Below are 24,680 nucleotides of genomic sequence, written 5' to 3' on the forward strand. Positions count from 1 at the left end.
GCGGATGGCATGATGGTTCTCTGCCGGGGGAATATCATTTCCACGTACTGGGTGGACGGGCGGCGGGCGGCCGCCCGGCCCGTCGACAGAGCGTGAGGATGCCGCATGCCTTCCGACAGAGGTGCCGACCGTGGCCGGGCGGGCCGGACGCTCGCCGAGCGGACGCTCGCCGAGCGGGCGGTCCGCCGCCGGGTCTCGGTGGTGGAGGAGGTCGCGCAGTCCGACGTCCGCGCGCTCATGGAGGCGGGGCTGGCCCTGATGGTGGAGGCCAGCGGCCGGCGCGGCCCGCGGGTCGCCGACATCGTGGCGGCGGCCGGGCTGTCCAACGACTCCTTCTACCGCTACTTCGCCAGCAAGGACGAACTGGTGGAGGCGATCGTCGATCAGGGCGCGCGGACCGTGGTCGGCTACGTCCGGCACCGGATCGCGTCCGCCCGCGACCCCGAGCGGCGCCTCCGCGCCGGGGTCGAGGCGATCATGAAGCAGGCGTCCGACACCGGCCTGGCCGCCAAGACCCGCGCCGTGCTGAGCAACTCCACCGCCGTGTCGCCGGACGCGCCGCACGCCTCGGTCGCCCTCGTGGAGTCGCTGGCGGAGCTGTTCGCCGAGCCCGCCGCCGAGCTCGGGGCACGGGAACCGCTGCACGCCGCGCGCACCGTCGCCGGCGCGGCGGTCGCCGCCATGCAGTTCTACCTGTTCAAGGCGCAGGTGCCGTCCGATGACGACCTGGACCGCCTGGTCGCGTTCCTGCTCGCCGGGGTGAAGGCCTCGGCGGACGCCGGCTGAGGGGCCCGCACCGGCCGGGAGGCCTCCGCATCAACCCTCCCAACCTTCTCACCTGGGCAGAGTGACCTTTCTGGATCCGAGAACGGCATTCTGTTATCTTCAGATCATCATTCTGAACACGGGGAGGGGCGGGCGTGCCCGCCGGAAGAGAGGACTGCCGCGTGTGGGATTTCAGCACCGACCCCGACTACCAGGCCAAGCTCGACTGGGTCGCCCGGTTCGTGCAGGAGGAGATCGAGCCGATCGACGTGCTGTACCCGGGCACGGCCGACCCCTACGACCGTGAGAGCAAGGTCTTCCTGGACGTCGTCCGGCCCCTCCAGGACCAGGTCAGGGAGCAGGGCCTGTGGGCGGCGCACCTGCCGCCGTCCCTCGGCGGGATGGGCATGGGCCAGGTCAGGCTGGGCCTGCTCAACGAGATCCTCGGACGGTCCCAGTGGGCGCCCATGGTGTTCGGGACGCAGGCCCCCGACTCGGGCAACGCGGAGATCCTCGCGCACTACGGGACCGCGGAGCAGCGCGCGGAGTACCTCGAACCGCTGCTGGACGGGCGCATCGTCTCCACCTACGCGATGACCGAGCCGCAGGGCGGCGCCGACCCCGGCGGCTTCACCTGCCGGGCGGTGCGCGACGGGGACGGCTGGGTGATCAACGGCGAGAAGTGGTTCGCCTCCAACTACCCGCACGCCGCGTTCGTCATCGCCATGGTCATCACCGATCCCGACGTGCCGGTCCACCGCGGATCGTCGATGTTCATCGTCCCGCGCGGCACGCCGGGGATGGAGATGGTGCGCGGCACCGGGCTGTCCGGCGAGCCGGTCGGCGAGGGCGTCCACGGCTACCTGCGCTTCACCGACTGCCGGGTCCCGGCGGAGAACCTGCTCGGGGAGCCGGGGACGGGCTTCACCATCGCGCAGACGCGCCTGGGCGGCGGCCGGCTGCACCACGCGATGCGCACGATCGGCCAGTGCCGCCGCGCTATGGAGATGATGACCGAGCGCATCGCCAGCCGGACCACGCGCGGCGAGCCCCTGTCGCGGCAGCAGACCGTACGGCACGCGCTCGCCGACTCCTGGATCCAGATCGAGCAGTTCCGCCTCCAGGTGCTGCACGCCGCCTGGCAGGTCGACCAGTCGGTCGAGACCGGCGACCCCGACCACAAGAGGGCGGCCCGGCTGCACATCTCGGCGGTCAAGGCGGCCACGCCGCGGCTGCTCGTCGACGTCATCTACCGGGCCGTCCACCTGCACGGGGCCCTCGGGGTCTCCAACGAGCTGCCGCTGATGCGGATGTGGCAGGGCGGTCCGGTGCTGGGGGTCGCGGACGGCCCGACCGAGGCGCACAAGGACGTCGTCGCCCGGCTGCTGCTGAAGGACGCCGTCCCGGCCGAGGATCCGCTGTTCGGCTCCGAGCACATCCCGACGCGCCTGGCGGCGGCCCGCGAGAAGCTCGCCGGAACGCTGGGCGAGGCGGCGGGCGCCCGATGAGCGACGATCCGGCGTCGCTGGTCGACCTGGACCGGCTCAACGACTGGGTGCGCGACGCCGGCCTTCCCGGCGAGGGTCCCGTCACCTCGCTCGGCCCGCTGACCGGCGGCGCGCAGAACCTGCTCTACTCGATGGTCCGGGCCGACGGGACCGAACTGGTACTGCGCCGTCCGGGACCGCACGCGCGCCCGGACGCCACGGGCCCGTTCGCCCGGGAGTCCCGCGTCCTGACCGCCCTGGCGGGCACGGACGTGCCGCATCCGCGGCGGTACGGCGGCAGCCTCGACGACGGCGTGCTCGGGGTGCCGTTCTCCGTCCTGGAGAAGATCGAGGGCTTCACTCCCAGGGGGCGGCTTCCCGGCGCGTTCGGCACCGACGCGGGCTGGCGGCGGGACATGGCGTTCGACATGGTGGCCGGGGCCGCGAAGCTGGCGGCGGTGGACCCGGACGCGGTCGGCTTGGGCGACCTCGGCAAGAGGGACGGCTGGGCGGAGCGCCAGACCCCCCGCTACCTGAAGATGCTGGAGGGCTACCGCGAGTCCGCCGAGTACCGCGAGAACGAGTCGCCGCTCGTCGGCCCCGTCAGCGAGTGGTTGCAGGCCAACCGCCCGGAGACCGCGGCGGTCGGGATCGTGCACGGCGACCTGCAGTTCGCCAACGTGATGGTCCGCCACGACGCGCCCCGGCTGGCGGCGATCGTCGACTGGGAGATGGCCTCGCTCGGCGACCCCCTGCTCGACCTCGCGTGGATCCTCACCGCGTGGCGGGAGAAGGGCGACCCGCCCGGCAGCGACCCGCAGCTGCAACCCTGGGAGGGCATGCCCGGCCGCGCCGAACTCGTCGCGCACTACGGTGAACTGACCGGGAGGGACGTCTCCCGGTTCCGGTGGTTCCAGGTGCTGGCGTGCTTCCGGCTCGCCGCCCTCCTGGAGGGCAGCTACTTCCGCGCCCTGAACGGCAGGATGCACCGTCCGACCGGAGAGGGCCTGCACGGCTACGCGAAATGGCTATGGGCCAAGGCGGAGCAGGAGATCTCCCAGGGATGAGCCCGGTCCGATCGCCTCGCACCCCGGCGCGAGGCGATCGGCCTGCCTCCGGTCTCTCCTATTCCTCGCGGTCCGGGTGCGGCCCGCCGGGCTGACCGGAGATCCCGCCGAGGCAGAACCGCCACACCTCTTCCGCTGTGAGCGGCGTGGAATGGTCGCTGAAGGTGGAGCCGTTGGCATGGGCGGTGAACATCGTGGTCTGCATCATGAGGGCGGCGACGCGGCGCGGCCGGTCCGCGGAGATGGCGCCCTCCTTGGCCGCGTCCTCGATGAGCTCGGTGAAGAGCACCAGCAGGGGCAGGTGCGCGGCCGCCACCTCGGTGGGGTGCCTGACCAGGAGTTGAAGGGCGAAGTCGTTGAACAGCGGGCGCTGGACGTTGGGGTCGGGGCGGGACGACTCGTACAGCATCTCCACCGCGACCTTGAGACGCTGCAACGGGTCCCGCTTGGCGAGGGCCGTCTCCCGGATGTTGGCCGCCGACCTGGCGAGCGCGTCCTCGAACAGTGCCAGAAGCAGTTCGTGCTTGCCGTTGAAGTGCTGGTAGAAGCTGCGCAGCGACTGCTCTGACCGGTCGACGATCTCCTGGACGGTGAAGTCGGTCGTTCCCTTCTCCGCGATGACCTCCTGGGCGGTGTCCAGGAAGCGCTGTACCCGTTGCTCGGCACGCTGCCGCACGGCACGGATGGACCGCTCGACGGCGCGCCGGCGCCAGGCGGGACCTTCGGAGGCTTCGGTCACGGACAGAACGTTATTCCACTTCTTCGGTAGGAGTACACGGCTCCGGGGATGGGACCGTCGCACTTTGCGGAATCGTTGCTTGCATACTTGAGACGCTTACTACCCTATAATGAGAATGATACTATCGCGCCGCTCGCCTTCCTGCGTGCGCTGTCGTGGAGGTCGCCGATGGATGTTGAGTTGGACGAGGATCAGCGGCTGTTGCAGCGGATGGTCCGGGAGACGGTGGCGGGGCTGCGGTCGGAGCCGGAGGAGCGGTTGTGGGCGCGGTATCGGGAGCTGGGGTGGTTGGAGGCCCCTCCGGTGGAGCTGGCCATCGTGCTGGAGGAGCTGGGGTATGTCGCCGACCCGACCCCCTTCCTGGCCACCGCGACGTGGTTCGCCCCCTTGGCGGGCCGGTTGCCCGAGGGGGCGGGCACAGGGGTCTGCGACGGGACGGGGCGGTTCGTCCTGGACGCCGACAGGGCGGACGAGGTCGCGTTGCTGACCCGTGACGGCGTCGTCGTGCTGAAGGGCGCGGATGTGGCGGCCGAGCGGGTGGACGTCTTCGACCCGAGGCTGCACGTCGCCCATGTGGAGGCGCGGGACCTGGTCGCGGGGGTTCCCGACCTCACCCTGATGGGGTTGGCGATCACCACTGTCGGCGCGTGCCGGCGGATCCTGGACCTGGTGGTGGAGCACGTCAAGCAGCGGGTGCAGTTCGATGTGCCGATCGGGTCGTTCCAGGCGGTGAAGCACAAGGCCGCGGACATGTACGTGGCCATCGAGCGGGCCCGGGTGCTGGCGTACTTCTCCGCGTTGACGATCGCGGAGGATGATCCGGGGCGGGGCAGGGCGGCGGTGATGGCGAAGGCGGCCGCGGGGGAGTGCCAGCGGGTGGTGTTCCGGAACGGCCTGCAGCTGTTCGGGGCGATGGGGTTCACCTGGGAGCACGAGCTGCAGCTCCATCTCAAGCGGGCCAAGGCATGTGACCTGTTGCTGGGGACCGCGTCCGTGCACAGGAAGGCGCTCCTCGCGTGAAACTGACCACCGACCCCGAGCTGGAGAAGTTCCGCGCCGACTTCTCGGAGTTCCTGGACGCGAACCTGCCCGGCGAGGAAGAGGCCGTCCCGCGCGCCCGGTCCAGCGCGGACGTGCCGGGGTGGGCGAGGCGGTGGCAGCGCAAGCTGTTCGACGCGGGGTGGTTGCTGCCGGGCAATCCGCCCGAGTACGGCGGACGCGACGCCACCCTGCCGCAGCAGCTGACCCATCTCGAGGAACTGTCCAGACGGCGGATCTACCACAGCTTCAACCCGCAGGGCCTGGGCATCATCGCGGCCTCGATCCTGACCTTCGGGACCGAGGAGCAGAAGCGGAAGTGGGCCGTCCCGATTCTCCGGGCCGACATCACCGCGGCGCTCGGCATGAGCGAGCCCGGGGCCGGCTCGGACCTGGCGGGGTTGCGCACGCGCGCCGTCCTTGAGGACGACCATTTCGTGGTGAACGGGCAGAAGGTGTGGACGTCGGGGGCGCATCACGCGGACGTGCTGCTGACGTTCGTGCGCACCGATCCGGACGCCCCCAAGCACAAGGGCATCAGCGTCCTGCTCATCCCCACCGAGACCGAAGGCATGGTGCGAAAGCCGTTCGGCTCCATCGCGGACCCCGAGGACCTGGACTTCAACGAGGTCTTCTTCACCGACGTGCGCGTACCGCGCGAGAACCTGATCGGGCCGCTGAACAAGGGGTGGGCCGTGGCGCACGGCTCGCTGGGCCACGAGCGGACCATGCTGTGGCTGAGCTTCGCCGAGCGCTTGGAGGACCTGCTCCGGGACGCGCGCAGCGACCAGGAGTGGTACGCGACGTTGCAGATGGATCTGCAGGCGTTGCGGTTGCTGGGCTACCGGCAGCTTGGCGGCGAACGCGATCCGGCAGAGTTGTCGCTGCTCAAACTCCTCGGTTCCGAGGCCGCGCAGACCGCCGGCCTGCACGCGCTGGAGGAACGCGGGCCCGACGGGCTCGTCCACCCCGCGGCGACCGCCCCGTTCAACCACATGGACTTCGAGGATTTCACCTCCAGCTGGTTCGAGCGCTACACGCGCAGCTTCGCCGGGACGATCGCGGGCGGCACCTCCGAGATCCAGCGGAACATCATCGCCGAGCGCATCCTCGGCCTGCCCAGGTGACCCGGACCGGCCAGGAGAGAACCAGCCAAGGAGAGGCAGGAGAGGCGGACATGGACCAGATCCTGTACGAGGTCAAGGACCGCGTGGCGGTCATCACCCTGAACCGTCCGGAGGCCGCCAACGCGCAGACGGGCGAGTTGCTGGACGAACTCGACGCGACGTGGAGCCGCGCGGCCGCGGACGACGAGGTGCGGGTCATCGTCCTGAAGGCCAACGGCAAGCACTTCTCGGCCGGGCACGACCTCAAGGACCGCGAGTGGGCCCCGGAGAAGATGACCCTGGAGTGGATCTACAGCGTCGAGTCGCGCCGCTACCTGGAGTACACGCTGCGGTGGCGGAACGTGCCGAAGCCGTCGATCGCGGCGGTGCAGGGCAAGTGCATCGCGGGCGGGCTGATGCTGTGCTGGCCGTGCGATCTGATCGTGGCGGCCGAGAACGCCGAGTTCTCCGATCCGGTGGTGCACATGGGCATCGGCGGGGTGGAGTACCACGGCCACACCTGGGAACTGGGCCCGCGCAAGGCCAAGGAGATCCTGTTCACCGGCCGCGCCGTCACCGCCGAGGAGGGCGAGCGGATCGGCATGGTCAACAGCGTCGTGCCGCTGGAGGAGCTGGAAGGCGCCGCGATGGAGCTGGCCGGGCAGATCGCCAAGATGCACCCGTTCGCGCTGCGGCAGGCCAAGCGGGCGGTCAACCAGACCCTCGACGTCCAGGGGTTCTACGCCGCGATCCAATCGGTCTTCGACGTGCACCAGACCGGGCATGGCAACGCCCTCAGCGTCGACGGCTTCCCCGTCCTGGTCCGCCTCGACGAAATGAAGAAGAAGCTCAAGACGCAGTGAAACGGCAAGCGTGAACGGCGAAGGTGCGGTGGGACGCCCGGCGTCCCACCGCACCTTCGCCGATCCTCGGGATCTCAGAGGTCGACGAGACGGGGCGCGCGGCCGGCGGCGCGCAGGTCCCCGCCGATCTCCGCGGTCAGCGCCGACGCCGAGCCGAGCAGATCGTCCAGGATGAGGATCCGCCGCGCGAACCGGTGGAACCGGTGCTCGGCGGTGAACCCGATCCCGGCGAGCACCTGCTGGCAGTGGCGGGAGGCCGTGAGGCCGGCCCGCCCGGCCAGGGCCTTGCCCAGCTTGGCGGTCATGGGATCGGACGCGTGGCCCAGCGCGGCCTCCGCCGCCTCCAGCGCCACCAGGGTCTCGGCCAGGCGATGCCGGACCGCCTGGAACGAGGCCACCGGCCGCCCGAACTGGGTCCGCGCCAGCGCGTGCTCCCGCGCCAGCTCCAGGGCCGCCCGAGCCGCGCCGACGAGCTGGAAGCCCAGCGCCCGGCGGCCCGCCGCCAGGGCCTCCGCGCCGAGCGGTTCCCACTCCACCCGGCACAGGCCCAGCGCCGGGTCGAGCCCGTCCGAGGCTACGCAGGGGCGGCCGAACGCCAGGCCGCTCTCCGCCAGCGCCACCACGCCGCCGAGCGGGCGTTTCATCGAGTGCAGCAGCACGTCGTTGAGCACGGGCGCGTGCGCGCCCGTCTCGCCGAGCAGGCCGAAGACCAGCGCGACCGCCTCGTCCGGGGCCTCCTCCAGCAGGTCGTGCCAGCCCAGCTCGACGAGCGCGGCGTCCAGGCCGTCGGGAGCCTCCGTCTCCATGGCCGAGCGCAGGCCCGAGGACAGCAGGGCCAGATCGGACGCGTCGATCATTCGTCCCCCAGGGAGAGCAGCCGCTTGGCGATGATGTTGCGCTGGATCTCGGCGGTGCCCCCGTAGATGGTGGCGGCGCGGGAGTAGAGGTACTCCTCCTGCCAGGACGAGGAGCCGTACTCGACGACCCCGGGCAAGGCCTCCCGCGCGGTGTCGTACAGGCACTGCTCGGCGGTCGCGAGGAGGACCTTGTCGATGGAGGTCTCCGCGCCGAGCGTCTCCCCCCGGTCGCGGCGGTGCTGGGTGAGCCGGGACCGCGACCGCACCGCGTGCAGGTCCAGATACGCCTCGCCGATCTGCCGCTCGGACGCGGCGGGCGCCTCCGCCAGCAGCCGGTCCAGCCGGGTGTAGAGGTAGGTGATCCGCTGCCAGAAGCACGAGGAGCGCTCGTCGGGGAGGATGCTCATCGCGATCTCCCAGCCCTGCCCCTCGGCACCGAGCATCCGCGCGGCCGGGACGCGGACGCCGTCGAGGAACACCTCGGCGAACTCGTCCCTGCCGTGCATGGTCTTGATGGGACGCACCGTGATCCCCGGGCTGTCCATGTCCATCAGGAACGCCGAGATGCCCCGGTGGCCGGGGCCGCCGGTGCGGGCCAGCAGCACGCAGCGCTCGGCGAACTGGGCCAGGGAGGTCCACACCTTCTGCCCCTCGATCACCCACGCGTCGCCGTCGCGGACGGCGCGGGTGCTCAGCGCGGCCAGGTCGCTTCCCGCGCCGGGCTCGGAGAACCCCTGGCACCAGGTCTCCTCGCCGGCCAGCAGCGTCGGGACGAACGCGACCGCATCGGGGGACCCGTACCGGATCAGCGTGGGCGCCAGCACTTCGATCAGCGTGTAGAGGCCCGGATCGGCGAGGTTGCGCGCCATGACCTCCTCGCCGAGCACCGCGCGCAGGATCACCGGCCCGCCGAGGCCCCCGGCGTGCTCGGGCCAGCCCCGGCGCATCCAGCCCGCCTCGAACAGCGCCCGGCGAACCCGGGAGAGCTGGGCCAGTTCCCCGTCGAGCCCCCCGTCGTGGACGGGGCGCAGGTCGTGCTCGTCGAGCCACGCCCGCAGCCCCGTCCGGAACTCATCGACGCGCATGGGAGTGCGGGCGGCCCGAGTTGTGCTCGCCGTTGCGGCGGATGAACGTCATGGCGCGGGTGCGGAGCCGCCAGCCGTCCGGGGTCCTGAGGTAGGTGTCGTTGTAGTAGCCGATGCGCATGTCGTGGGACGCGTGGTCGATGAAGCACAGGTTCTGCACGCCGGTGCCCTCGTCGCCCCGGACGTCCAGCAGCGGCGGGGAGACCATGAACAGGCCCTTGGGCGCGGACTCGACCAGGGCGGGGAACTCGTCCAGCCGGTAGGCCTCGCCGAACGCGCTGTAGGTGCCGTCGGGGGTGAAGACCTCCAGCAGCGCGTCGATGTCGCCCTTGGTGATCGAGACGGCGTACTTGGCCAGCAGCTGCTGGATCTCGATGACGTCCTCAACCGCGTTTGTCATGGAAGACCTTCCCTCCTTTCATTACGAAGCGGACCTCGGTCGTCACCGAGATGTCCTCGACGGGGTCGCCGGGGACGGCGATCAGATCGGCGAGGAGGCCCTCGGCGATCCGGCCGCGGTCGTCGGCGCTGATCAGCTCGGCCGCGTTGACGGTCGCGGACTGCAGCACGTGCAGCGGCGTCATCCCGCGCTCGACCATGGCGACCAGCTCGGTGGCGTTGCGCCCGTGCGGGATCGCGGGCGCGTCGGTGCCGGCCGCGATCTTCACGCCCGCCTTGGCCGCCCGGGCGATGACCGTCTGGGCGCGCGGGAAGATCTCCGCGGCCTTGGCCTTCAGCTCGGGCGCCGCGTGGGACAGGTCCATCCCCTCGGTCAGCGCCGTCGTCGGCACCAGCCAGGTGCCGCGCTCGGCCATGAGGTCGAGGGTCGGGTCGTCGATGAGGAAGGCGTGCTCGATGCAGTCGATGCCCGCCTCGACCACCGAGCGGACGGCGTCGGCGCCGTGGGTGTGCGCCGCCACCTTGAGACCGCGCCGGTGGGCCTCGTCGGCGATGGCGCGCAGCTCCTCGTCGGAGTAGTGCTGCGCTCCGGGGAGGCCGGTGTGCGACATCACCCCGCCCGACGCGCAGATCTTGATGAGCTTGGCGCCGTGCTTGACCTGGTACCGGACGGCCTTGCGCACCTCCTCCACGCCGTTGGCGATGCCCTCCTCCAGCGAGAGGGGCATGATCCCGGGCGCGTAGGCGGCGAACATCGTGGGGTCCAGATGCCCTCCGGTCGGCGTGATCGCGTGGCCGGCCGGGACGACGCGGGGGCCGTCGACCCAGCCTGCGTCGATGGCCTTGCCCAACGCGACGTCCAGCAGGTAGCCGCCGGTCTTGCAGAAGAGGCCGAGGTTGCGGACGGTGGTGAAGCCGGCCCGCAGCGTGCGGCGGGCGTTGCCCACCGCGCGCAGCATCCGCAGCGGCGGGTCGTCCTGGACGGGGGAGAGCAGCGCCGTCTCGCCCCGGCCGCCCATGAGGAGGTTGACCTCCATGTCCATCAGGCCGGGGAGGAGCGTGACGTCGCCGAGGTCCAGGACCTCGCCCGCCCCGCCGTCGCCCGCGGGGCCGCCGCCGACCGCGGTGATGCGGTCGCCGTCGACGGTGACCCGGCCCGGCGCCTCGATCTCTCCCGTCTCGACGTGCAGGACGCGCGCCGCCTCGAGGGTGAGCGCCATCAGATCCGCGGTTCCGCGATCACGTCGAGGTAGGCCGCGCCGCTGTCGGGGACCCGCGCCTGCTTCCAGACCTCGACCGGGAACGACACCATCACCAGCGAGCACATGAGGAGCAGCAGGTTGCGCTCCGGCTCGGGCAGGTCGTCGATGGCGAACTTCCCGAGGTGCTCGGTCGCCGGCTCCAGCAGGGGGAACGCCGCGTCGTAGAACGCCTGCATCTCCTCCATCGAACTGGCGAGCCGCTTGGCGTACCGCTCGGGCTCGCCGGGCAGGACCCAGTCGCCGTACGGCTCGAGCGCCGCGAAGTCAGCCGGCAGCATGGGTGTGCTCCTTCACGTAGTCGCCGGCCACCTTGTGCAGGTGACGGAGGAGGATCTCCTGGTCGTTGAGGGGGAAGTCGAGGACGGCCCGGCTCTTGAGCATCGTCTGGGTGGCCTCCAGCGTGTTGGAGTCCTGGAGCGCGTACTCCTTGAACGTCACCGCCGCCAGCTCGTGCTGGAGCCGCTCCTGCGCCGTCTTGGCCGGGACGAAGTACAGCTTCGACTCGAAGATGTGCCGGTTCACCGCGGTGGGCCAGTAGTGGTAGGTGAGGTACCAACCGGGCGCCCACACCAGCAGCATGAAGTTGGGGAAGAAGTGGAAGGAGTCCACGCCCCAGGCGCGGTGCCCGGCCGGGTTGAGCCCGGGCGGCAGCCGGTCGGGCGCGACGCCCTCGATGTCGGGGCGCTCCCACGGGCCGAACAGGCCGCTCCTCAGCACCCGCTCGATCGGCTTGACCATCCCGGGGTCCTTGGGCGGCGCCATCCCGCCCCACGTGGAGATCATCGAGTGCGGGCTCTTGATCTCGTAGTGGATCGCCTCGAAGCCGTACCCCAGGAGCTTGTCGGCCTCCTCCTTGGTGGCCTGCTTCTGGTGCAGGACGGGCGCGTGGTAGAACTCGGCGAAGGCGTCGATGAACAGCTTCCAGTTGCTGCCGATCTCGGCCTTGTAGCTGAAGACCTCGGTCATCTCGTGGAAGGGGTAGCCCTCGATCCCCTTGGCCAGGTCGCCGAGGTACTGCTTCAGCGGCTCCGCGTCCTGGTCGAGGTTGATGAAGACGAACCCCTCCCAGATCTCGCAGCGGACCTGCTTGAGGCCGAACTCGCTCTTGTCGAGGTCGAAGAACTCGCTCTCCTGCTGGACGAAGGTCAGGGCCCCTTCGAGGTCGTACCGCCAGGCGTGGTACTTGCAGGTGAACTGGCGGCAGGTGCCGCTGACCTCCTCGCCGGGGTAGTCGTTCCACACCAGCTTGTTGCCGCGGTGGCGGCACAGGTTGTGGAAGGCGCGGATCTCCTTGTCCTTGCCCCGCACGACGACGATGGAGGTGTCGGCGACGGCCAGCTCCTTGGTGAAGTAGTTGCCGACGCGCGGCACCTGCTCCACCCGGCCGATGTTCAGCCAGGTCTTCTTGAAGATCGCCTCGCGCTCGGCCTCGTAGTGGGCCGGGTCGATGGAGTCCCGGTAGTTCACCGGCGCCGTGCCCAGCTCGGGGTACTGCTCGGTCCAGCTGCCCGCGGACGGCTTGGGGAAGTGCGGCATGGTCACACCCCTTTCTCGGAAGAGAATAGCATTCTCAGTTGATGCTATCGAAATTCTCGTCAGTGCGTCCCGGATCGATCTCGACGCCGAAGGTCTCGAAGGCCAGGGCCAGCAGGCCGTAGGTGCCCACGGTGAAGACGAAGTCCAGGAGCTGCCGCTCGTCGTAGCCCTTGGCCAGCTCCGCGTAGGTCTCGTCCGACAGCGGGCGCCCGCCGTCCAGCTCGTCGGTGGCGCGGTTGATGAGTGTGCGGGCGCCCACGCGCACCTCGGTGATCTCCTCCTCGGTCACACCGGCCTTCCGCGCGAAGCGCACATGCGAGGCCCACTCGTACCTGCATCGCCGCCGCCAGGCCACCCGCAGGATCGCCAGCTCCTTGTCCCGGGTCGGCAGGCTGCACCCGATCAGCAGATGGTCGTTGTAGCGGATGAACGCCTTGGCGAGTGCCGGGTGATGGGCGAACAGCCCCAGCGCGTTGGACGGGGGGAGTTTGCGGCCGTCCGGAGTCGTCAAAGCGCCGGCGGGCCAGTCCTCGTAGGGGACGGGAGGCAGTCGGGGGGTCATGTGTTGCGTCCTCCGTTGACGCCGATGATCTGTCCGGTGACGTAGCCGGCGTCCTCGGACACCAGGAACGCGCAGGCCGCGGCGATGTCCTCGGGACGGCCGACGCGCCGGACCGGCGTGCGCGCGATGTGGTCCTCGACGGTGCCGCCGAGCAGCTTGCGCTCCTCGGACCTGCGCAGCATCGGGGTGTCGATGAACCCGGGCGGCACCGCGTTCACGGTGATGCCGAGCGGGCCCAGCTCCAGCGCCAGCGACTTGGTCAGCCCGTTGACGGCCGACTTGGCCGCGACGTAGTGCGCCATGAACGGCTGGCCCGAGTGGGCGCTGGAGGAGGAGATGTTGACGATCCGGCCCCACTTCGCCTCGGTCATGTCCGGCAGCGCGGCCTGGACGCAGTGGAAGACGCCGTTGAGGTTGACGTCGAGCACCCGCTGCCAGGTCTCGAACGTCAGGTTGGCGAACCGCTTGTAGCCCTCCAGTCCGGCGGCGTTCACCAGGATCCCGATCGGGCCGAGGTGCTCCCGGACGTCGGCCAGCGCGGTCTCCACCTGGGCGCGGTCGGTGACGTCGGCGCCGCGCGCGAAGAAGTCCCCGGTCGGCTTGAGGTCGAGGACGGCGACGCGGTGCCCGTCGGCGGACAGCCGCTCGGCGATGGCCAGGCCGATGCCCGAGCCGCCGCCGGTCACGACGGCGGTCCTCAAGCGAACGCCTCCTCGCCCACGATGGTGGTGCGGTGCAGAGTCCGCTGCGAGGACGCGTCGTAGGGCAGCGCGCGGTGCAGGATCCCGGTGTTGTCCCACATCACGAGGTCTCCGACCGCCCAGTCGTGCGTGTAGCAGAAGCGCGGCTGAGTCGACCATTCGAGCAGCTCGTCCAGCAGCGCCCTGCTCTCGGCGGGGTCCATGCCGACGATGTGGTCGGCGGTCGCGCCGATGACCAGGGACCGGCGGCCGTCACGGCGCTCCCACACCAGGGACATCTCGCGGGTCGGCACGCTGCGCCAGCCCGCCAGCTCCTTCTCGGAGGGGTCCGGCTTCACCAGGCGCTGCGCCGCCTCGAAGCTGTGCACCACGCGCAGCCCGTCGTAGCGCCTGCGATTCGCCTCGGACAGGTTCTCGTAGGCGGCGTAGGTGCTGGCGAACTCGGTGCCGCCGCCGACCATGGCCACGTGCCGGGCGGTCAGCGTGGTGGCCTTGATCGGCACCTCGTCGCTGGTGCCGTCGAGGTGCCAGTCGAAGGTGCCCTTGAGGTACTCGGCCATGGGGTTCTTGGACGGGTCCAGCGAGACCGTGAAGATCTCCCGTCCGCGCAGCGCCACGACCTCGCCCAGCTTCCGGCTGAAGGCGAGCTGCCCCGCGTCGTCCAGGTCCAGGCCGCGGACGAGCAGCACGCCGCGCCACTTGAGCGCCTCGAGGCACCGGCTGATCAGGGTGTCGTCGAACGGGTCCTCGACCCCGGAGACCGCCACCCCCAGGCTCGGGGACAGTGCTCTCGTCTCCATCATGTGGAAATCTCCCTTCCGAATGGGAGAATCATACTCTCGGCGTCCGACCATCCGAAAGCCCCGGGCGGTGCCGGGCCGGGGCCGGGGCGGTGTCGCGGTCGCGCCGGGGCGACCTCCGATGTAGCTGTTCTCATTTCCGAATGCTTGATTCGCATGTTTGGAGAATGTACTTTTCAGAGGCCGGCCCGTCCGTGCCCGGGGCCGCCTGGAGCGCCGCAAGGGCAGGGGGCCGGTTGCCGGAGCCGCCGAGGACGGAAATGTGGTGCCGCCGTGAAGCGCCTGCTCATTGATGGAAAGCTCGTCGAGGGAGAACGGACCTACCCCTCCCGCAACCCCGCGACCGGCGAGGTGATCGGGGAGGCCCCCGACGCCTCGAAGGAGCAGGCGGAAGCCGCGATCGAGGCCGCCCGGCGCACCTTCGACACCACCGGCTGGGCGACCGACGTGCCGGCCCGGATCCGCGGCCTCGACCGGCTGTACGAGGCCCTGGTCGAGCACAAGGAGGAACTGCGGGAGCTGACGATCGCCGACGCCGGCGCGACCCGGATGCTCACCCACGGCGCCCAGCTGGACGACCCCCTGGAGATCGTCCGCTACTACGCCGACCTGCTGCGGACCCACCCCATGCGCGAGGAGATCGGCGAGATCGAGTACCAGGGGGCGCGCCACCGCCGCTGGGTGGAGAAGGAGGCCGGGGGCGTCGTCAGCGCCATCCTGCCGTACAACTACCCCAACCAGCTCGCACTGGCGAAGCTGGCCCCCGCGCTCGCGGCGGGCTGCACCGTCGTGCTCAAGGCCGCGCCCGACACCCCGCTGGTCACCCTCGCGCTGGGCGAGCTGATCGCCGAGCACACCGACATCCCGCCCGGCGTGGTCAACGTCGTCTCCTCCTCGGGCGCCGAGGTCGGAGAGCTGCTCACCACCCACCCGGGCGTGGACATCGTGAGCTTCACCGGCTCCACCGAGACGGGACGGCGGATCATGGCCGCCTCCAGCCGCACCGTCAAGCGGGTCTTCCTGGAGCTGGGCGGCAAGTCGGCGATGATCGTGCTCGACGACGCCGACTTCGACGCCACCGCCATGCTCGCCGCCTTCACCATCTGCGTGCACGCCGGGCAGGGCTGCGCGCTCACCTCCCGGCTGCTGGTGCCGCGCGAGCACCACGACGCGATCGTGGCGAAGGCCGCGGCCGCGATGGGCAAGGTCCGGTACGGAGACCCGACGCACCCCAAGACCTTCATGGGGCCCCTCATCAGCGAGCGGCAGCGCGACAAGGTCGACGGCATGGTGAAGCGGGCCGTCGCGGCCGGGGCGACGCTGGTGACCGGCGGCGAGAAGGCCGAGCCGGGCTTCCACTACGCGCCGACCCTGCTCGGCGGCGTGGACCCGGACAGCGAGATCGCGCAGGAGGAGGTCTTCGGGCCGGTGCTGGCGGTCATCCCCTACGCGGACGACGACGACGCCGTGCGCATCGCCAACAACTCGATCTACGGCCTGTCCGGCGCGGTGCACGGCCGCGACCGGGACCGGGCGCTCGCGGTGGCACGCCGGATCCGCACCGGCACGTTCAGCATCAACGGCGGCAACTTCTTCGGTCCCAACGCCCCGTTCGGCGGCTACAAGCAGTCGGGCGTCGGACGCGAGATGGGCGTCCAGGGCCTGGAGGAGTTCCTGCAGATCAAGACCTTCGGGGAGCCGGTCACCTGATGAAGGCCGCCATGGCAGGGAGGGCCTCGGCGCGGAGGGCGGCCGCGTCGGGGCGTACCTGCAGGTCGACGGCGACGCCGGAGCGCGCGCCGCGGGCGGCGAACGCCAGCGAGTCGTCCAGCAGGGGATCGGTGCCGGCCACCAGCAGCTGGATCGGCGGCAGCCCGTGCAGGTTCGCGAAGAGCGGGCTCAGCAGCGGGTCGGTCGGGGCCGTGCCCGCGGCGTAACCCGCCACGCGCCGCCGCAGTTCGGCGAGGTCGAAGCCCGGATCGGCGGCCGCGTTGAGCTGGAGGCTCGCCGCCTGCAGGCTGAGGTCGAGCAGCGCCGAGACCAGCGTGGCGCGGCGCGGCATGGGCGCCCCCGAGTCGCGCAGCCGCACCAGCAGCGCGGCCACGAGCCCCGCCCCGACACCCGAGCCGGCCACCGCGACCGGCCCCGCGGACCCGCAGGCCTCGTGCGCGGCGTGGACGTCGTCGAGGGCGGCGGGGAAGGTCGCGCGGAAGCGGGCGCAGCGGATCGTGGCGCCCGTCCGCAGCGCGAGATGGCCGGCCGCGTCGAGCGCGGTGTCGGGGGCGCCCGACAAGTGCCGGTCGCCGTGCACGTACAGGACGACCTGCCCGCCGGCTCCGTCGCGCGGGCGCACGGTCAGGCCCGAGGGCCCCTCTTCGAGTAGAACGTCAGGCACGCTTCATCACCCTCTCCGCGGCTTCCCAGTGTTCGTCGGCCACCCACAGGCGCGCGAAGGCCCGCGCCGCCGCGTCCGCGGACGGCGGTCCCGCGATGACCCGCTTGATCTCGCCGGCCGGGACGGTGGCCAGCGACCGGGCCAGCGTCCGCCACCCCGTCTCGAAGGACTCCCGCGGCAGGACCTGGTCCACCAGCCCGACGCGCTGCGCCTCGGCGGCGTCCAGCAGGGTGCCGGCGCCCGCCAGCATGAGCGCCCGGCCCCGGCCGACCAGGGCGGCCAGCCGCTCCGCGCCGCCCCAGGCGGGCATGATCGCCAGCGCGGTCTGGTTGAAGCCGATCCTGATGCCGGCGGCGGCGACGCGGATGTCGGCGGCCACCGCGACCTCGGCCCCGCCGCCCAGGGCGTGGCCGTTCAGCGCGGCGACCACCGGTGCGGGGAAGGCGGCGAGCCGGTCGCAGATGCCCCGCATCCGCAGGGCCATGGCCATCGCCTCGTCCTCGGTCCGGATCGCGGCCAGCTCCTTCAGGTCGCCGCCGGAGACGAAGGCCCGGTCGCCCGCGCCCGTGATGACCAGGGCCAGCGCACCGGCCGCGGCGTCCAGCGCCTCCTCCAGCCGGTCCATGGTGGCCGGAGCGATCGCGTTGCGGGCCCGCGGGCGGTTGATCGTGATGACCGCCAGCCCCTGCTCCAGCTCAAGATCTACCATGCGGCTCTCCGTGGTCGCCTATTCCCGTGGGTGCTCATTCGTAGACGACGGTGACCTCGGGGGTCACCGGCTCGCCCTGGCAGGTGAGGATCCAGCCGTCGGCGATCTCGTCGTCCTCCAGCGCGTTGTTGACGCGCATCTTGGCCTCGCCCTTGGTGATCTGGGCGATGCACGTCGCGCAGTTGCCCGACTCGCAGGAGAAGGGCGGGGTGAGGCCGGCGCGGCGGGCGCTCTCCAGGAGGGTCTCGCCGACATGCTGCGGGACGGTGCGGCGCGCGCCGTCCAGCACGATGGTGACCGTGCCCTCCTTCTCGTCCCCGGCCGGGGTGTCGGAGGAGTGCTCGAAACGCTCGACGAGGATCCGCTCGGCGTCGACGCCGTGGTCGAGCAGCGCCCGTTCCGTGAGGTCCATGAACGGTTCGGGCCCGCAGAGGTAGAAGTCGGCGTCCCGGTCGCCTCCCGCGAAGTCCCGGACCTGGTCCGCGGTGACGAATCCGTTCGCGGTGTCCAGATGGTGCCGTATCTCGAACCGGTCCGGGTGGCGCGCGGCCAGCTCGTCCAGGGCCGCGCGGAAGATGACCGCGTCGGCGTCCCGGTTGGCCGACAGCACCCGCACCCGCCTGCCGGTCGTGGCCAGCGCGCTCTTGACCAGCGACAGGATCGGGGTGACGCCGCTGCCCCCGCAGAGGGCCACCAGCGGCGCGGCGGTGTCGCGCAGGCAGAACACCCCGGCGGGGAGGGTGACCGAGAGCCGGTCGCCGGCCGCCAGGTGGTCGTGCATCCAGTTGGAGACCAGCCCGCCGGGGACGCGCTTGACGGTGGTCATCAGCTCGTCGTCGGTGTCCGGCGAGCTCGACATCGAGTAGCTGCGCAGGGTGCCGCAGGCCTGGAGGGTCAGGAACTGGCCTGCCCGGTAAGGGAACGGCGCGTCGAGCACGTACGTGCGCGCGTCCGCCGTCTCCTGGACGATCCGCTTGATCCGGACCGGATGGAAGCCATGGTCTCGCGCCATAGGTGGAATCTAGCTTCTCTTCATGCGAGAGTGCAATTATCGTTTGTGGAAGGAGTGCGCACATGCGGACCGTCCCCGAAGAGCTGACCAAGCGGTACGAGGCCGAGGGCTGGTGGACCCGGGACACGATCGGCGACCTGCTCGCCCGCGGGCTCGCGGCCGCGCCGCAGGCCGGATTCGCCGTCCATTCGGCCGTGCGGCCGTGGCGGGGGACCTTCCGCGACGTCGAGCTGGTCGCCCGCCGGCTCGCCGGCGGTCTGCGCGAACGGGGCGTCGGCCCCGGTGACGCGGTCGCCTTCCAGCTCCCCAACTGGATGGAGGCCGCGGCCGTCTTCTGGGCGTCGTCCCTGCTCGGCGCGGTGGTGGTGCCGATCGTCCACTTCTACGGGCGTAAGGAGGTCGGCTACATCCTGGACGCGGTGAAGCCCCGCGTGTTCGTCACGGCCGAGCGGTTCGGGCGGATGGAGTACCGGCCGGAGCTGTCGGCGGACGTGCCCGTCGTCGGCGTGGTGGGCCGCGACTTCGACGACCTGCTCGCCGCCGAGCCCATGGCGGGCACGGTCGCGGCGGACCCCGCGGCCCCGGCCCTGATCGCGTTCACCTCGGGCACCACGCGCGACCCCAAGGGCGTCGTGCACAGCCACCGGACGCTCGGGTTCGAGACGCGCCAGCTCGCCGGGCTCTACCCGCCGGACCGGTCGCCCCAGCTCACCGCGGCGCCGGTGGGCCACTTCATCGGCATGGTGAACGCCTTCCTGATCCCGGTGCTGGACGGCACGGCGGTGAACCTCACCGACGTGTGGGACCCGGGGCAGGCGCTGGCGCTGATGGAGAGCGACGGGCTCTCGGTCGGGGGCGGAGCCGCGTACTTCATGACGAGCCTCCTGGACCACCCCGACTTCAAGCCGGAGTACCTGGCGAGCATGAAGTACGCGGGCCTCGGCGGCGCGGCGGTGCCGGCGGCGGTCACCACCCGGCTGGCCGGGCTGGGCATCACGGTGTTCCGCTCGTACGGCAGCACCGAGCACCCCTCGATCACCGGTTCCCGGTACACCGCGCCCGAGGACAAGCGGCTGTTCACCGACGGGGACGCGATGCCCGGCGTGGAGATCCGGCTGGCCGGCGACGGCGAGATCTTCAGTCGCGGCCCGGACCTGTGCGTCGGCTACACCGATCCGGCCCTGACCGCCGCGGTCTTCGACGAGGACGGCTGGTACCGCACCGGCGACATCGGCGTGCTGGACGAGGACGGCTACCTCACCATCACCGACCGCAAGTCCGACGTCATCATCCGCGGCGGCGAGAACATCAGCGCGCTGGAGGTCGAGGAGGCGCTGCTGGCCATGCCCGGCGTCGCCGAGGCCGCGGTGGTGGCCGCCCCGGACGCGCGGCTCGGCGAGCACGCCGCGGCCTTCGTGCGGCTCCGGCCTGGGAGCGCGGCGCCCACGATCGACGGGATGCGGGCCCACCTGGAGCGGGCCGGCCTGGCGCGGCAGAAGTGGCCGGAGGAGCTGCACGCCGTCGAGGACTTCCCGCGCACCGCGAGCGGCAAGGTTCAGAAGTACGTTCTCCGCCGCAATATTGCAGCCCGACAGAGTTGAGAATAGTCTTCTCAAATCAAGCAAGGGAGGATCTCGATGCCGTCACGTGAACTGCCCTATCCGCTCTTCGACGCGGACAACCACCTCTACGAGCCGCAGGAGGCGCTGACCAGGCACCTCCCCAAGGAGTACGACGGCGCGATCGAGTACGTGCAGGTGCGCGGCCGGACGAAGATCGCCATTCGCGGCCAGATCAGCGAGTACATCCCCAACCCCACCTTCGAGGTGGTCGCCCGTCCCGGCGCGATGGAGGAGTACTTCCGGGTGGGGAACCCCGACGGCAAGACCCGCCGGGAGATCTTCGGCGAGCCGATGAAGTCGATCCCCGCGTTCCGCGAGCCGGCGCCCCGGCTGGAGCTGATGGACGAGCAGGGCATCCAGCGGACGTTGATGTTCCCGACGCTGGCCAGCCTCATCGAGGAGCGGATGCGGGACGACCCGGAACTCATCCACGCCGTCATCCACGCGCTCAACCAGTGGCTCTTCGAGGTGTGGTCGTTCAACTACAAGGACCGCATCTTCACCACGCCCATCATCACGCTCCCGATCGTGGAGAAGGCGATCGACGAGCTGAACTGGTGCGTGGAGCGCGGCGCCAAGGCCATCCTGGTCCGGCCGGCGCCGGTGCCCGGTTTCCGCGGCCCGCGTTCGTTCGCGCTGCCGGAGTTCGACCCGTTCTGGAAGCGCGTGGTGGAGACCGGCGTGGTGGTCGGCCTGCACTCCTCCGACAGCGGCTACGCCCGGTACGCCAGCGACTGGGAGGGGCACCGGAACGAGATGCTGCCCTTCAAGCCGAACGCCTTCCGGCAGCTCAACGAGTGGCGGCCGATCCAGGACGCGGTGGCGTCGCTGGTCTGCCACGGCGCGCTGACCCGCTTCCCCGAGCTGAAGATCGCGGTCATCGAGAACGGCGCCTCCTGGCTGCAGCCGCTGCTCGGCAACCTCGCCGACACGTACAAGAAGATGCCGCACGAGTTCGGCGAGAACCCGATCGAGGCGGTCAGGCGCAACATCCACATCAGCCCGTTCTGGGAAGAGGACATGGCCGAGCTGTCCGACGTCCTCGGCGTCGAGCGGGTGCTGTTCGGCTCCGACTACCCCCACCCCGAGGGCCTGGCCGACCCGGCGAGCTACATCAAGGAGCTCAAGAACCTGGGCGAGGCCGACAAGGCCAAGATCATGGGCGGCAACCTGGCCCGCATGATGTCGGTATGACCTGGGAGAGCATCCCAGAGATGGTGCTCAGCGCCGGCGACCGCTTCGGCTCGGCCGAGGCGGTCGTCGACGGGCCGCTCCGGCTCACCTTCACCGACCTCGCCGACCGCGTCCGCGTCGCCGCGGGCGCGTTCGCGGAGGCCGGGATCGGCAAGGGCGACCGGGCGGCGATCTGGGCGCCGAACTCGGCGGAGTGGATCATCGCGGCGTTCGGCCTGCTGACCGCCGGCGGCGTGCTGGTCCCGGTCAACACGCGCTTCAAGGCCGCCGAGGCGCACGACATCATCCGCCGCAGCGGGGCCCGGCTGGTCCTGGTCCAGAAGGGCTTCCTCGACCAGGACTACGAGGGCCCGCCCGGGGTGCCGACGATCGACATCAAGTCCGGCTTCCTGGCCGGCGGCTCGCCGTTCGAGCGCGCGAGCCGCGGCGACGACGTCTGCGACATCATGTTCACCTCGGGCACGACCGGGCGGCCCAAGGGCGTCATGATGACCCACGCCCAGACGCTGCGGCTGTACGCCGAGTGGTGCGACCTGGCCGACCTGCGGCAGGGCGACCGCTACATGATCGTCAACCCGTTCTTCCACATCTTCGGGTACAAGGCCGGCTGCGTCGCGTCCATGATCCGCGGGGCCACCGTCCACCCGGTGCCGGTCTTCGACGTGGACCGCGTGCTCGAGCTGATCGAACGCGAGCGGATCACGATGCTGCCCGGCCCGCCCACGCTGTACCACTCGCTGCTGGAGGCGCAGGCGCAGGGCGAGTGGGACCTGTCGTCGCTGCGCGCGGCGGTGACCGGCGCCGCGGACATCCCGGTGGAGCTGATCCGCCGGGTCGTGACCGAGCTGCCGTTCCAGACGATCATGACCGGGTACGGCCTGACCGAGGCGGGCACCGCCACCGCGTCCCGGCCCGGCGACTCGTTCGAGGACATCGCCGCCACGGTGGGCCGGCCGTGCGACGGGGTCGAGGCCGCGATAGCCCCCGACGGAGAGGTCCTCATCCGCGGCTACACCGTCATGAAGGGCTACCTCGACGACCCGCGGGCCACGGCCGAGGCGGTCGACGCCGACGGCTGGCTGCACACCGGGGACCTGGGCACCCAGGACGAGCGCGGTCACCTGCGCATCGTCGGCCGCAAGAAGGACATGTTCATCGTCGGCGGCTTCAACGCCTACCCGGCCGAGATCGAGAGCTTCCTCATGGAGCATCCGGCCGTCGCGCAGGCCGCCGTCGTCGGCGTCCCGGACGAACGGCTCGGCCAGGTCGGCAGGGCCTTCGTGGTCCGGCGGGGCGAGGTCACCGAGGAGGAGCTCGTCGCCTGGAGCCGCGACCGGATGGCCGGCTTCAAGGTGCCCAGGTCCGTGAGGTTCCTGGAGGAGCTGCCGCTCAACGCCACCGGCAAGGTCATGAAGGACGAGCTCATCAATGACGAACTCATGAAGGAAGAGCCCTCATGAGCGACGATTCCGTCCGGACCTCGTCCGGCATCCCCCTCCGGACGGTGTACGGACCGGCGGACCGGGGCGCCGAGCCCCCCGGACCGGGCGAGTTCCCCTTCACGCGCGGCAACTTCGCCTCCGGTTACCGGAAGAAGCTGTGGACGTTCCGCCAGTACTCCGGGTTCGGCACGGCGGAGGAGTCCAACCGCCGCTACCGCTACCTGCTGGAGCAGGGCGGGACCGGTCTGTCGGTGGCACTCGACCTGCCCACGCAGTGCGGGTACGACTCCGACGACCCCGAGGTCGGCGAGGAGGTCGGCCGGGTCGGCGTCGCGGTCGACACCCTCGCCGACGCGGAGATCCTCTTCGCCGGGATCCCGCTGGAGGAGATCAGCACCAGCTTCACCATCAACGGGACGGCGGCGATCCTGCTGGCGTTCTACGTGGCGGCCGCCGAGCGCAAGGGGGTCCCGAGGGCCAGGCTGACCGGGACGATCCAGAACGACATCCTCAAGGAGTACGCCTCGCGCGGCACCTGGATCTGGCCGCCCGAGCCGTCGCTGCGGCTGATCGCCGACACGATCGAGTTCTGCGCCGCCGAGGTGCCGCGGTTCAACGCGATCTCGGTGGCGGGCGCGCACTTCCGCGACGCCGGCGCCAACGCGGTGCAGGAGATGGCGTTCACGCTCGCCGACGGCGTCACCTACTGCGACACCGTCCTGGCCCGCGGCCGGATGACGATCGAGAAGTTCGCGCCGCAGGTCTCCTTCTTCTTCTACACGCACGGCGACTTCTTCGAGGAGATCGCCAAGTACCGCGCCGGGCGGCGGCGCTGGGCGACGATCGTCCGGGAGCGGTACGGGGCGACCTCGGACAAGGCGTCGATGTTCCGCTTCGGCTGCGTCGCGGGCGGGGCGTCCCTGTACGCGCCCCAGGCCCGCAACAACGTCGTCCGCGTGGCCTACGAGGCGATGGCCTCGGTGCTGGGCGGGGTGCAGTCGATGTTCACCGCCGCGTGGGACGAGCCGTTCGCGCTGCCCAGCGAGGAGTCGGCGACGCTCGCGCTGCGCACCCAGCAGATCCTCGCCGAGGAGACCGGTGTGGCCCGCGTGGTCGATCCGCTGGGCGGCTCCTACTTCGTCGAGGCGCTCACCGACGCCACCGAGGACCGGATCGTCGAGATCATGGACGATCTCGAGCGGCACGGCGGCATGGTCCGCGCGATCGAGGACGGCTACCTGCAGGGCCTCATCGCCGACGAGGCGTACCGCCTGCACCGGGAGATGGAGGACGGGACCCGGCCGATCGTCGGTGTCAACCGGTTCACCTCCGACGAGCCCGCCCCGGCCCTCGCGACCTACGAGCTCGACGCCGAGGGGCGGGAGCGGCAGCTCGAACGGCTCGCCAAGGTCAAGGCCGAACGCGACGCGGCGGCCGTCCGCGCCCGCCTCGCCGACCTCGCCCGTGCCGCGGAGGGCACCGAGAACCTGATGGGTCCCCTGATCGACTGCGCCAACGCCTACTGCACGGTCGGCGAGATGGTCGCCGCGCTCAAGGCGGTCTGGGGCGAGTTCCAGCAGCCGGTGGTGTTCTGATGGCCGACGTTCCCGCCTCCTCCGGAGCGCCTTCGCAGCCGGGCCGCGTCCTGGTCGCCAAGCCCGGGCTGGACGGCCACGACCGCGGTGCCAAGATCGTCGCGCGGGCGCTGCGCGACGCCGGCTTCGAGGTCGTCTTCACCGGCATCCGGCAGCGCGTCGACGACATCGTGGCGATCGCGCTCCAGGAGGACGTCGCCGTCGTCGGCCTGAGCATCCTGTCCGGAGCGCACGTGGCGCTGACCGCGCGCACCGTCGAGGCGCTGCGCGCGGCGGATGCCGGCGACATGGCCGTGGTCGTCGGCGGCACCATCCCCGCGGCCGACGTCCCGGCGCTGAAGGAGGCGGGCGCCGCCGCGGTCTTCCCGACGGGCACGCCGCTCGAGGCCATCGTGGCCGAGGTCGGCGCCCTGGCCGCCGCGCCCGCCCCGCCCTGACACCCGG

At 71.2% G+C, this 24,680-nt stretch carries 25 protein-coding genes; 12 read left to right on the forward strand and 13 right to left on the reverse strand.

What is annotated here, in order from left to right:
- The first annotated feature begins 105 nt into the window (after nt 1-105).
- The 3 genes from ABD340_RS03225 (at nt 106) to ABD340_RS03235 (ending at nt 3,319) form a co-directional block, all read left to right on the forward strand.
- A complete protein-coding gene (locus ABD340_RS03225; RefSeq protein ID WP_344586851.1) occupies nt 106-786 on the forward strand; it encodes a TetR/AcrR family transcriptional regulator in 681 nt (226 codons plus the stop codon).
- A gap of 134 nt (nt 787-920) precedes the next feature.
- Nucleotides 921-2,273, forward strand: coding sequence for an acyl-CoA dehydrogenase family protein (locus ABD340_RS03230; RefSeq protein ID WP_344586852.1), 1,353 nt, complete (start codon nt 921-923; stop codon nt 2,271-2,273).
- Nucleotides 2,270-3,319 carry a phosphotransferase family protein gene (locus ABD340_RS03235; protein ID WP_344586853.1) on the forward strand — a complete coding sequence of 350 codons (1,050 nt, stop codon included), beginning with the start codon at nt 2,270-2,272 and terminating at the stop codon, nt 3,317-3,319. The genes ABD340_RS03230 and ABD340_RS03235 overlap by 4 nt, the downstream gene beginning before the upstream one ends.
- Before the next feature lie 58 nt (nt 3,320-3,377).
- On the opposite strand, the gene ABD340_RS03240 is transcribed toward ABD340_RS03235, so the two are convergent.
- Complete coding sequence (locus ABD340_RS03240) at nt 3,378-4,058, reverse strand: TetR/AcrR family transcriptional regulator (protein WP_344586854.1); 681 nt, start codon at nt 4,056-4,058, stop codon at nt 3,378-3,380.
- A 168-nt stretch (nt 4,059-4,226) separates the two neighbouring features.
- On the opposite strand from ABD340_RS03240, the gene ABD340_RS03245 reads away from it, so the two are divergent.
- The 3 genes from ABD340_RS03245 to ABD340_RS03255 are packed head-to-tail and all read left to right on the forward strand — an operon-like array spanning nt 4,227 to nt 7,065.
- Nucleotides 4,227-5,078, forward strand: a complete 852-nt coding sequence (locus ABD340_RS03245; RefSeq protein ID WP_344586855.1) for an acyl-CoA dehydrogenase family protein — start codon at nt 4,227-4,229, stop codon at nt 5,076-5,078.
- Nucleotides 5,075-6,223, forward strand: coding sequence for an acyl-CoA dehydrogenase family protein (locus ABD340_RS03250; protein ID WP_344586856.1), 1,149 nt, complete (start codon nt 5,075-5,077; stop codon nt 6,221-6,223). The genes ABD340_RS03245 and ABD340_RS03250 overlap by 4 nt, the downstream gene beginning before the upstream one ends.
- Before the next feature lie 50 nt (nt 6,224-6,273).
- The gene (locus ABD340_RS03255; RefSeq protein WP_344586857.1) at nt 6,274-7,065 is read left to right on the forward strand and encodes an enoyl-CoA hydratase; all 792 of its coding nucleotides are present in this window, start codon (nt 6,274-6,276) and stop codon (nt 7,063-7,065) included.
- 74 nt (nt 7,066-7,139) lie between these two features.
- Here ABD340_RS03255 and ABD340_RS03260 read toward each other — a convergent pair whose 3' ends face one another.
- From ABD340_RS03260 to ABD340_RS03300, 9 genes are read right to left on the reverse strand one after another with little or no spacing between them, the layout of a single operon-like run.
- Nucleotides 7,140-7,922 (reverse strand): acyl-CoA dehydrogenase family protein, encoded by a 783-nt coding sequence (locus ABD340_RS03260; protein WP_344586858.1) that lies wholly within the window; start codon nt 7,920-7,922, stop codon nt 7,140-7,142.
- Nucleotides 7,919-9,007: an acyl-CoA dehydrogenase family protein gene (locus tag ABD340_RS03265; protein ID WP_344586859.1), complete on the reverse strand. Its 1,089-nt coding sequence runs from the start codon at nt 9,005-9,007 to the stop codon at nt 7,919-7,921. Before ABD340_RS03265 ends, ABD340_RS03260 begins: the two co-directional genes overlap by 4 nt.
- A complete protein-coding gene (locus ABD340_RS03270; protein ID WP_344586860.1) occupies nt 8,994-9,407 on the reverse strand; it encodes a nuclear transport factor 2 family protein in 414 nt (137 codons plus the stop codon). Before ABD340_RS03270 ends, ABD340_RS03265 begins: the two co-directional genes overlap by 14 nt.
- On the reverse strand, nt 9,391-10,626 hold the full coding sequence (locus tag ABD340_RS03275) for a metal-dependent hydrolase family protein (RefSeq protein WP_344586861.1): 1,236 nt from the start codon (nt 10,624-10,626) through the stop codon (nt 9,391-9,393). The genes ABD340_RS03270 and ABD340_RS03275 overlap by 17 nt, the downstream gene beginning before the upstream one ends.
- On the reverse strand, nt 10,626-10,946 hold the full coding sequence (locus tag ABD340_RS03280) for a hypothetical protein (protein WP_344586862.1): 321 nt from the start codon (nt 10,944-10,946) through the stop codon (nt 10,626-10,628). The genes ABD340_RS03275 and ABD340_RS03280 overlap by 1 nt, the downstream gene beginning before the upstream one ends.
- Nucleotides 10,933-12,204: an aromatic ring-hydroxylating oxygenase subunit alpha gene (locus ABD340_RS03285; protein ID WP_344586864.1), complete on the reverse strand. Its 1,272-nt coding sequence runs from the start codon at nt 12,202-12,204 to the stop codon at nt 10,933-10,935. The genes ABD340_RS03280 and ABD340_RS03285 overlap by 14 nt, the downstream gene beginning before the upstream one ends.
- Before the next feature lie 34 nt (nt 12,205-12,238).
- Nucleotides 12,239-12,766, reverse strand: coding sequence for a carboxymuconolactone decarboxylase family protein (locus ABD340_RS03290; RefSeq protein WP_344586865.1), 528 nt, complete (start codon nt 12,764-12,766; stop codon nt 12,239-12,241).
- The gene (locus ABD340_RS03295; RefSeq protein WP_344586868.1) at nt 12,763-13,467 is read right to left on the reverse strand and encodes an SDR family NAD(P)-dependent oxidoreductase; all 705 of its coding nucleotides are present in this window, start codon (nt 13,465-13,467) and stop codon (nt 12,763-12,765) included. The genes ABD340_RS03290 and ABD340_RS03295 overlap by 4 nt, the downstream gene beginning before the upstream one ends.
- Nucleotides 13,464-14,270, reverse strand: coding sequence for a TauD/TfdA dioxygenase family protein (locus ABD340_RS03300; RefSeq protein WP_344586870.1), 807 nt, complete (start codon nt 14,268-14,270; stop codon nt 13,464-13,466). The genes ABD340_RS03295 and ABD340_RS03300 overlap by 4 nt, the downstream gene beginning before the upstream one ends.
- A gap of 270 nt (nt 14,271-14,540) precedes the next feature.
- Between ABD340_RS03300 and ABD340_RS03305 the strand changes: the two genes are divergently transcribed.
- Nucleotides 14,541-15,977 carry an aldehyde dehydrogenase family protein gene (locus tag ABD340_RS03305; protein WP_344586871.1) on the forward strand — a complete coding sequence of 479 codons (1,437 nt, stop codon included), beginning with the start codon at nt 14,541-14,543 and terminating at the stop codon, nt 15,975-15,977.
- On the opposite strand, the gene ABD340_RS03310 is transcribed toward ABD340_RS03305, so the two are convergent.
- From ABD340_RS03310 to ABD340_RS03320, 3 genes are read right to left on the reverse strand one after another with little or no spacing between them, the layout of a single operon-like run.
- Nucleotides 15,970-16,662 carry an alpha/beta hydrolase fold domain-containing protein gene (locus ABD340_RS03310; RefSeq protein ID WP_344586872.1) on the reverse strand — a complete coding sequence of 231 codons (693 nt, stop codon included), beginning with the start codon at nt 16,660-16,662 and terminating at the stop codon, nt 15,970-15,972. The two genes, ABD340_RS03305 and ABD340_RS03310, sit on opposite strands and share 8 nt — an antisense overlap.
- Nucleotides 16,655-17,371 (reverse strand): enoyl-CoA hydratase/isomerase family protein, encoded by a 717-nt coding sequence (locus ABD340_RS03315; RefSeq protein WP_344586873.1) that lies wholly within the window; start codon nt 17,369-17,371, stop codon nt 16,655-16,657. Before ABD340_RS03315 ends, ABD340_RS03310 begins: the two co-directional genes overlap by 8 nt.
- Before the next feature lie 34 nt (nt 17,372-17,405).
- On the reverse strand, nt 17,406-18,383 hold the full coding sequence (locus ABD340_RS03320) for a 2Fe-2S iron-sulfur cluster-binding protein (protein ID WP_344586874.1): 978 nt from the start codon (nt 18,381-18,383) through the stop codon (nt 17,406-17,408).
- Nucleotides 18,384-18,445: 62 nt separating this feature from the next.
- On the opposite strand from ABD340_RS03320, the gene ABD340_RS03325 reads away from it, so the two are divergent.
- From ABD340_RS03325 to ABD340_RS03345, 5 genes are read left to right on the forward strand one after another with little or no spacing between them, the layout of a single operon-like run.
- Nucleotides 18,446-19,984, forward strand: a complete 1,539-nt coding sequence (locus tag ABD340_RS03325) for an AMP-binding protein (RefSeq protein WP_344586875.1) — start codon at nt 18,446-18,448, stop codon at nt 19,982-19,984.
- A gap of 36 nt (nt 19,985-20,020) precedes the next feature.
- Nucleotides 20,021-21,199, forward strand: coding sequence for an amidohydrolase family protein (locus ABD340_RS03330; protein WP_344586876.1), 1,179 nt, complete (start codon nt 20,021-20,023; stop codon nt 21,197-21,199).
- Nucleotides 21,196-22,659, forward strand: a complete 1,464-nt coding sequence (locus ABD340_RS03335; RefSeq protein ID WP_344586877.1) for a FadD3 family acyl-CoA ligase — start codon at nt 21,196-21,198, stop codon at nt 22,657-22,659. Before ABD340_RS03330 ends, ABD340_RS03335 begins: the two co-directional genes overlap by 4 nt.
- Nucleotides 22,656-24,236, forward strand: coding sequence for a methylmalonyl-CoA mutase family protein (locus ABD340_RS03340; protein WP_344586878.1), 1,581 nt, complete (start codon nt 22,656-22,658; stop codon nt 24,234-24,236). The genes ABD340_RS03335 and ABD340_RS03340 overlap by 4 nt, the downstream gene beginning before the upstream one ends.
- A complete protein-coding gene (locus tag ABD340_RS03345; RefSeq protein ID WP_344586880.1) occupies nt 24,236-24,673 on the forward strand; it encodes a cobalamin B12-binding domain-containing protein in 438 nt (145 codons plus the stop codon). Before ABD340_RS03340 ends, ABD340_RS03345 begins: the two co-directional genes overlap by 1 nt.
- Nucleotides 24,674-24,680: the final 7 nt, after the last annotated feature.

It is taken from the genome of Actinomadura vinacea (genome assembly GCF_039532545.1).
Classification (GTDB): Bacteria; Actinomycetota; Actinomycetes; order Streptosporangiales; family Streptosporangiaceae; genus Spirillospora; species Spirillospora vinacea.

Excerpts from the sequence above, each read along its gene's own strand:
- ABD340_RS03335 (WP_344586877.1), top strand. The coding sequence starts at position 21,196 with ATGACCTGGGAGAGCATCCCAGAGATGGTGCTCAGCGCCGGCGACCGC.
- ABD340_RS03290 (WP_344586865.1), bottom strand. The coding sequence starts at position 12,766 with ATGACCCCCCGACTGCCTCCCGTCCCCTACGAGGACTGGCCCGCCGGC.
- ABD340_RS03275 (WP_344586861.1), bottom strand. The coding sequence starts at position 10,626 with ATGGCGCTCACCCTCGAGGCGGCGCGCGTCCTGCACGTCGAGACGGGA.
- ABD340_RS03235 (WP_344586853.1), top strand. The coding sequence starts at position 2,270 with ATGAGCGACGATCCGGCGTCGCTGGTCGACCTGGACCGGCTCAACGAC.
- ABD340_RS03320 (WP_344586874.1), bottom strand. The coding sequence starts at position 18,383 with ATGGCGCGAGACCATGGCTTCCATCCGGTCCGGATCAAGCGGATCGTC.
- ABD340_RS03300 (WP_344586870.1), bottom strand. The coding sequence starts at position 14,270 with ATGATGGAGACGAGAGCACTGTCCCCGAGCCTGGGGGTGGCGGTCTCC.
- ABD340_RS03260 (WP_344586858.1), bottom strand. The coding sequence starts at position 7,922 with ATGATCGACGCGTCCGATCTGGCCCTGCTGTCCTCGGGCCTGCGCTCG.
- ABD340_RS03270 (WP_344586860.1), bottom strand. The coding sequence starts at position 9,407 with ATGACAAACGCGGTTGAGGACGTCATCGAGATCCAGCAGCTGCTGGCC.
- ABD340_RS03340 (WP_344586878.1), top strand. The coding sequence starts at position 22,656 with ATGAGCGACGATTCCGTCCGGACCTCGTCCGGCATCCCCCTCCGGACG.
- ABD340_RS03225 (WP_344586851.1), top strand. The coding sequence starts at position 106 with ATGCCTTCCGACAGAGGTGCCGACCGTGGCCGGGCGGGCCGGACGCTC.
- ABD340_RS03315 (WP_344586873.1), bottom strand. The coding sequence starts at position 17,371 with ATGGTAGATCTTGAGCTGGAGCAGGGGCTGGCGGTCATCACGATCAAC.
- ABD340_RS03285 (WP_344586864.1), bottom strand. The coding sequence starts at position 12,204 with ATGCCGCACTTCCCCAAGCCGTCCGCGGGCAGCTGGACCGAGCAGTAC.
- ABD340_RS03255 (WP_344586857.1), top strand. The coding sequence starts at position 6,274 with ATGGACCAGATCCTGTACGAGGTCAAGGACCGCGTGGCGGTCATCACC.
- ABD340_RS03245 (WP_344586855.1), top strand. The coding sequence starts at position 4,227 with ATGGATGTTGAGTTGGACGAGGATCAGCGGCTGTTGCAGCGGATGGTC.
- ABD340_RS03265 (WP_344586859.1), bottom strand. The coding sequence starts at position 9,007 with ATGCGCGTCGATGAGTTCCGGACGGGGCTGCGGGCGTGGCTCGACGAG.
- ABD340_RS03325 (WP_344586875.1), top strand. The coding sequence starts at position 18,446 with ATGCGGACCGTCCCCGAAGAGCTGACCAAGCGGTACGAGGCCGAGGGC.
- ABD340_RS03345 (WP_344586880.1), top strand. The coding sequence starts at position 24,236 with ATGGCCGACGTTCCCGCCTCCTCCGGAGCGCCTTCGCAGCCGGGCCGC.
- ABD340_RS03330 (WP_344586876.1), top strand. The coding sequence starts at position 20,021 with ATGCCGTCACGTGAACTGCCCTATCCGCTCTTCGACGCGGACAACCAC.
- ABD340_RS03280 (WP_344586862.1), bottom strand. The coding sequence starts at position 10,946 with ATGCTGCCGGCTGACTTCGCGGCGCTCGAGCCGTACGGCGACTGGGTC.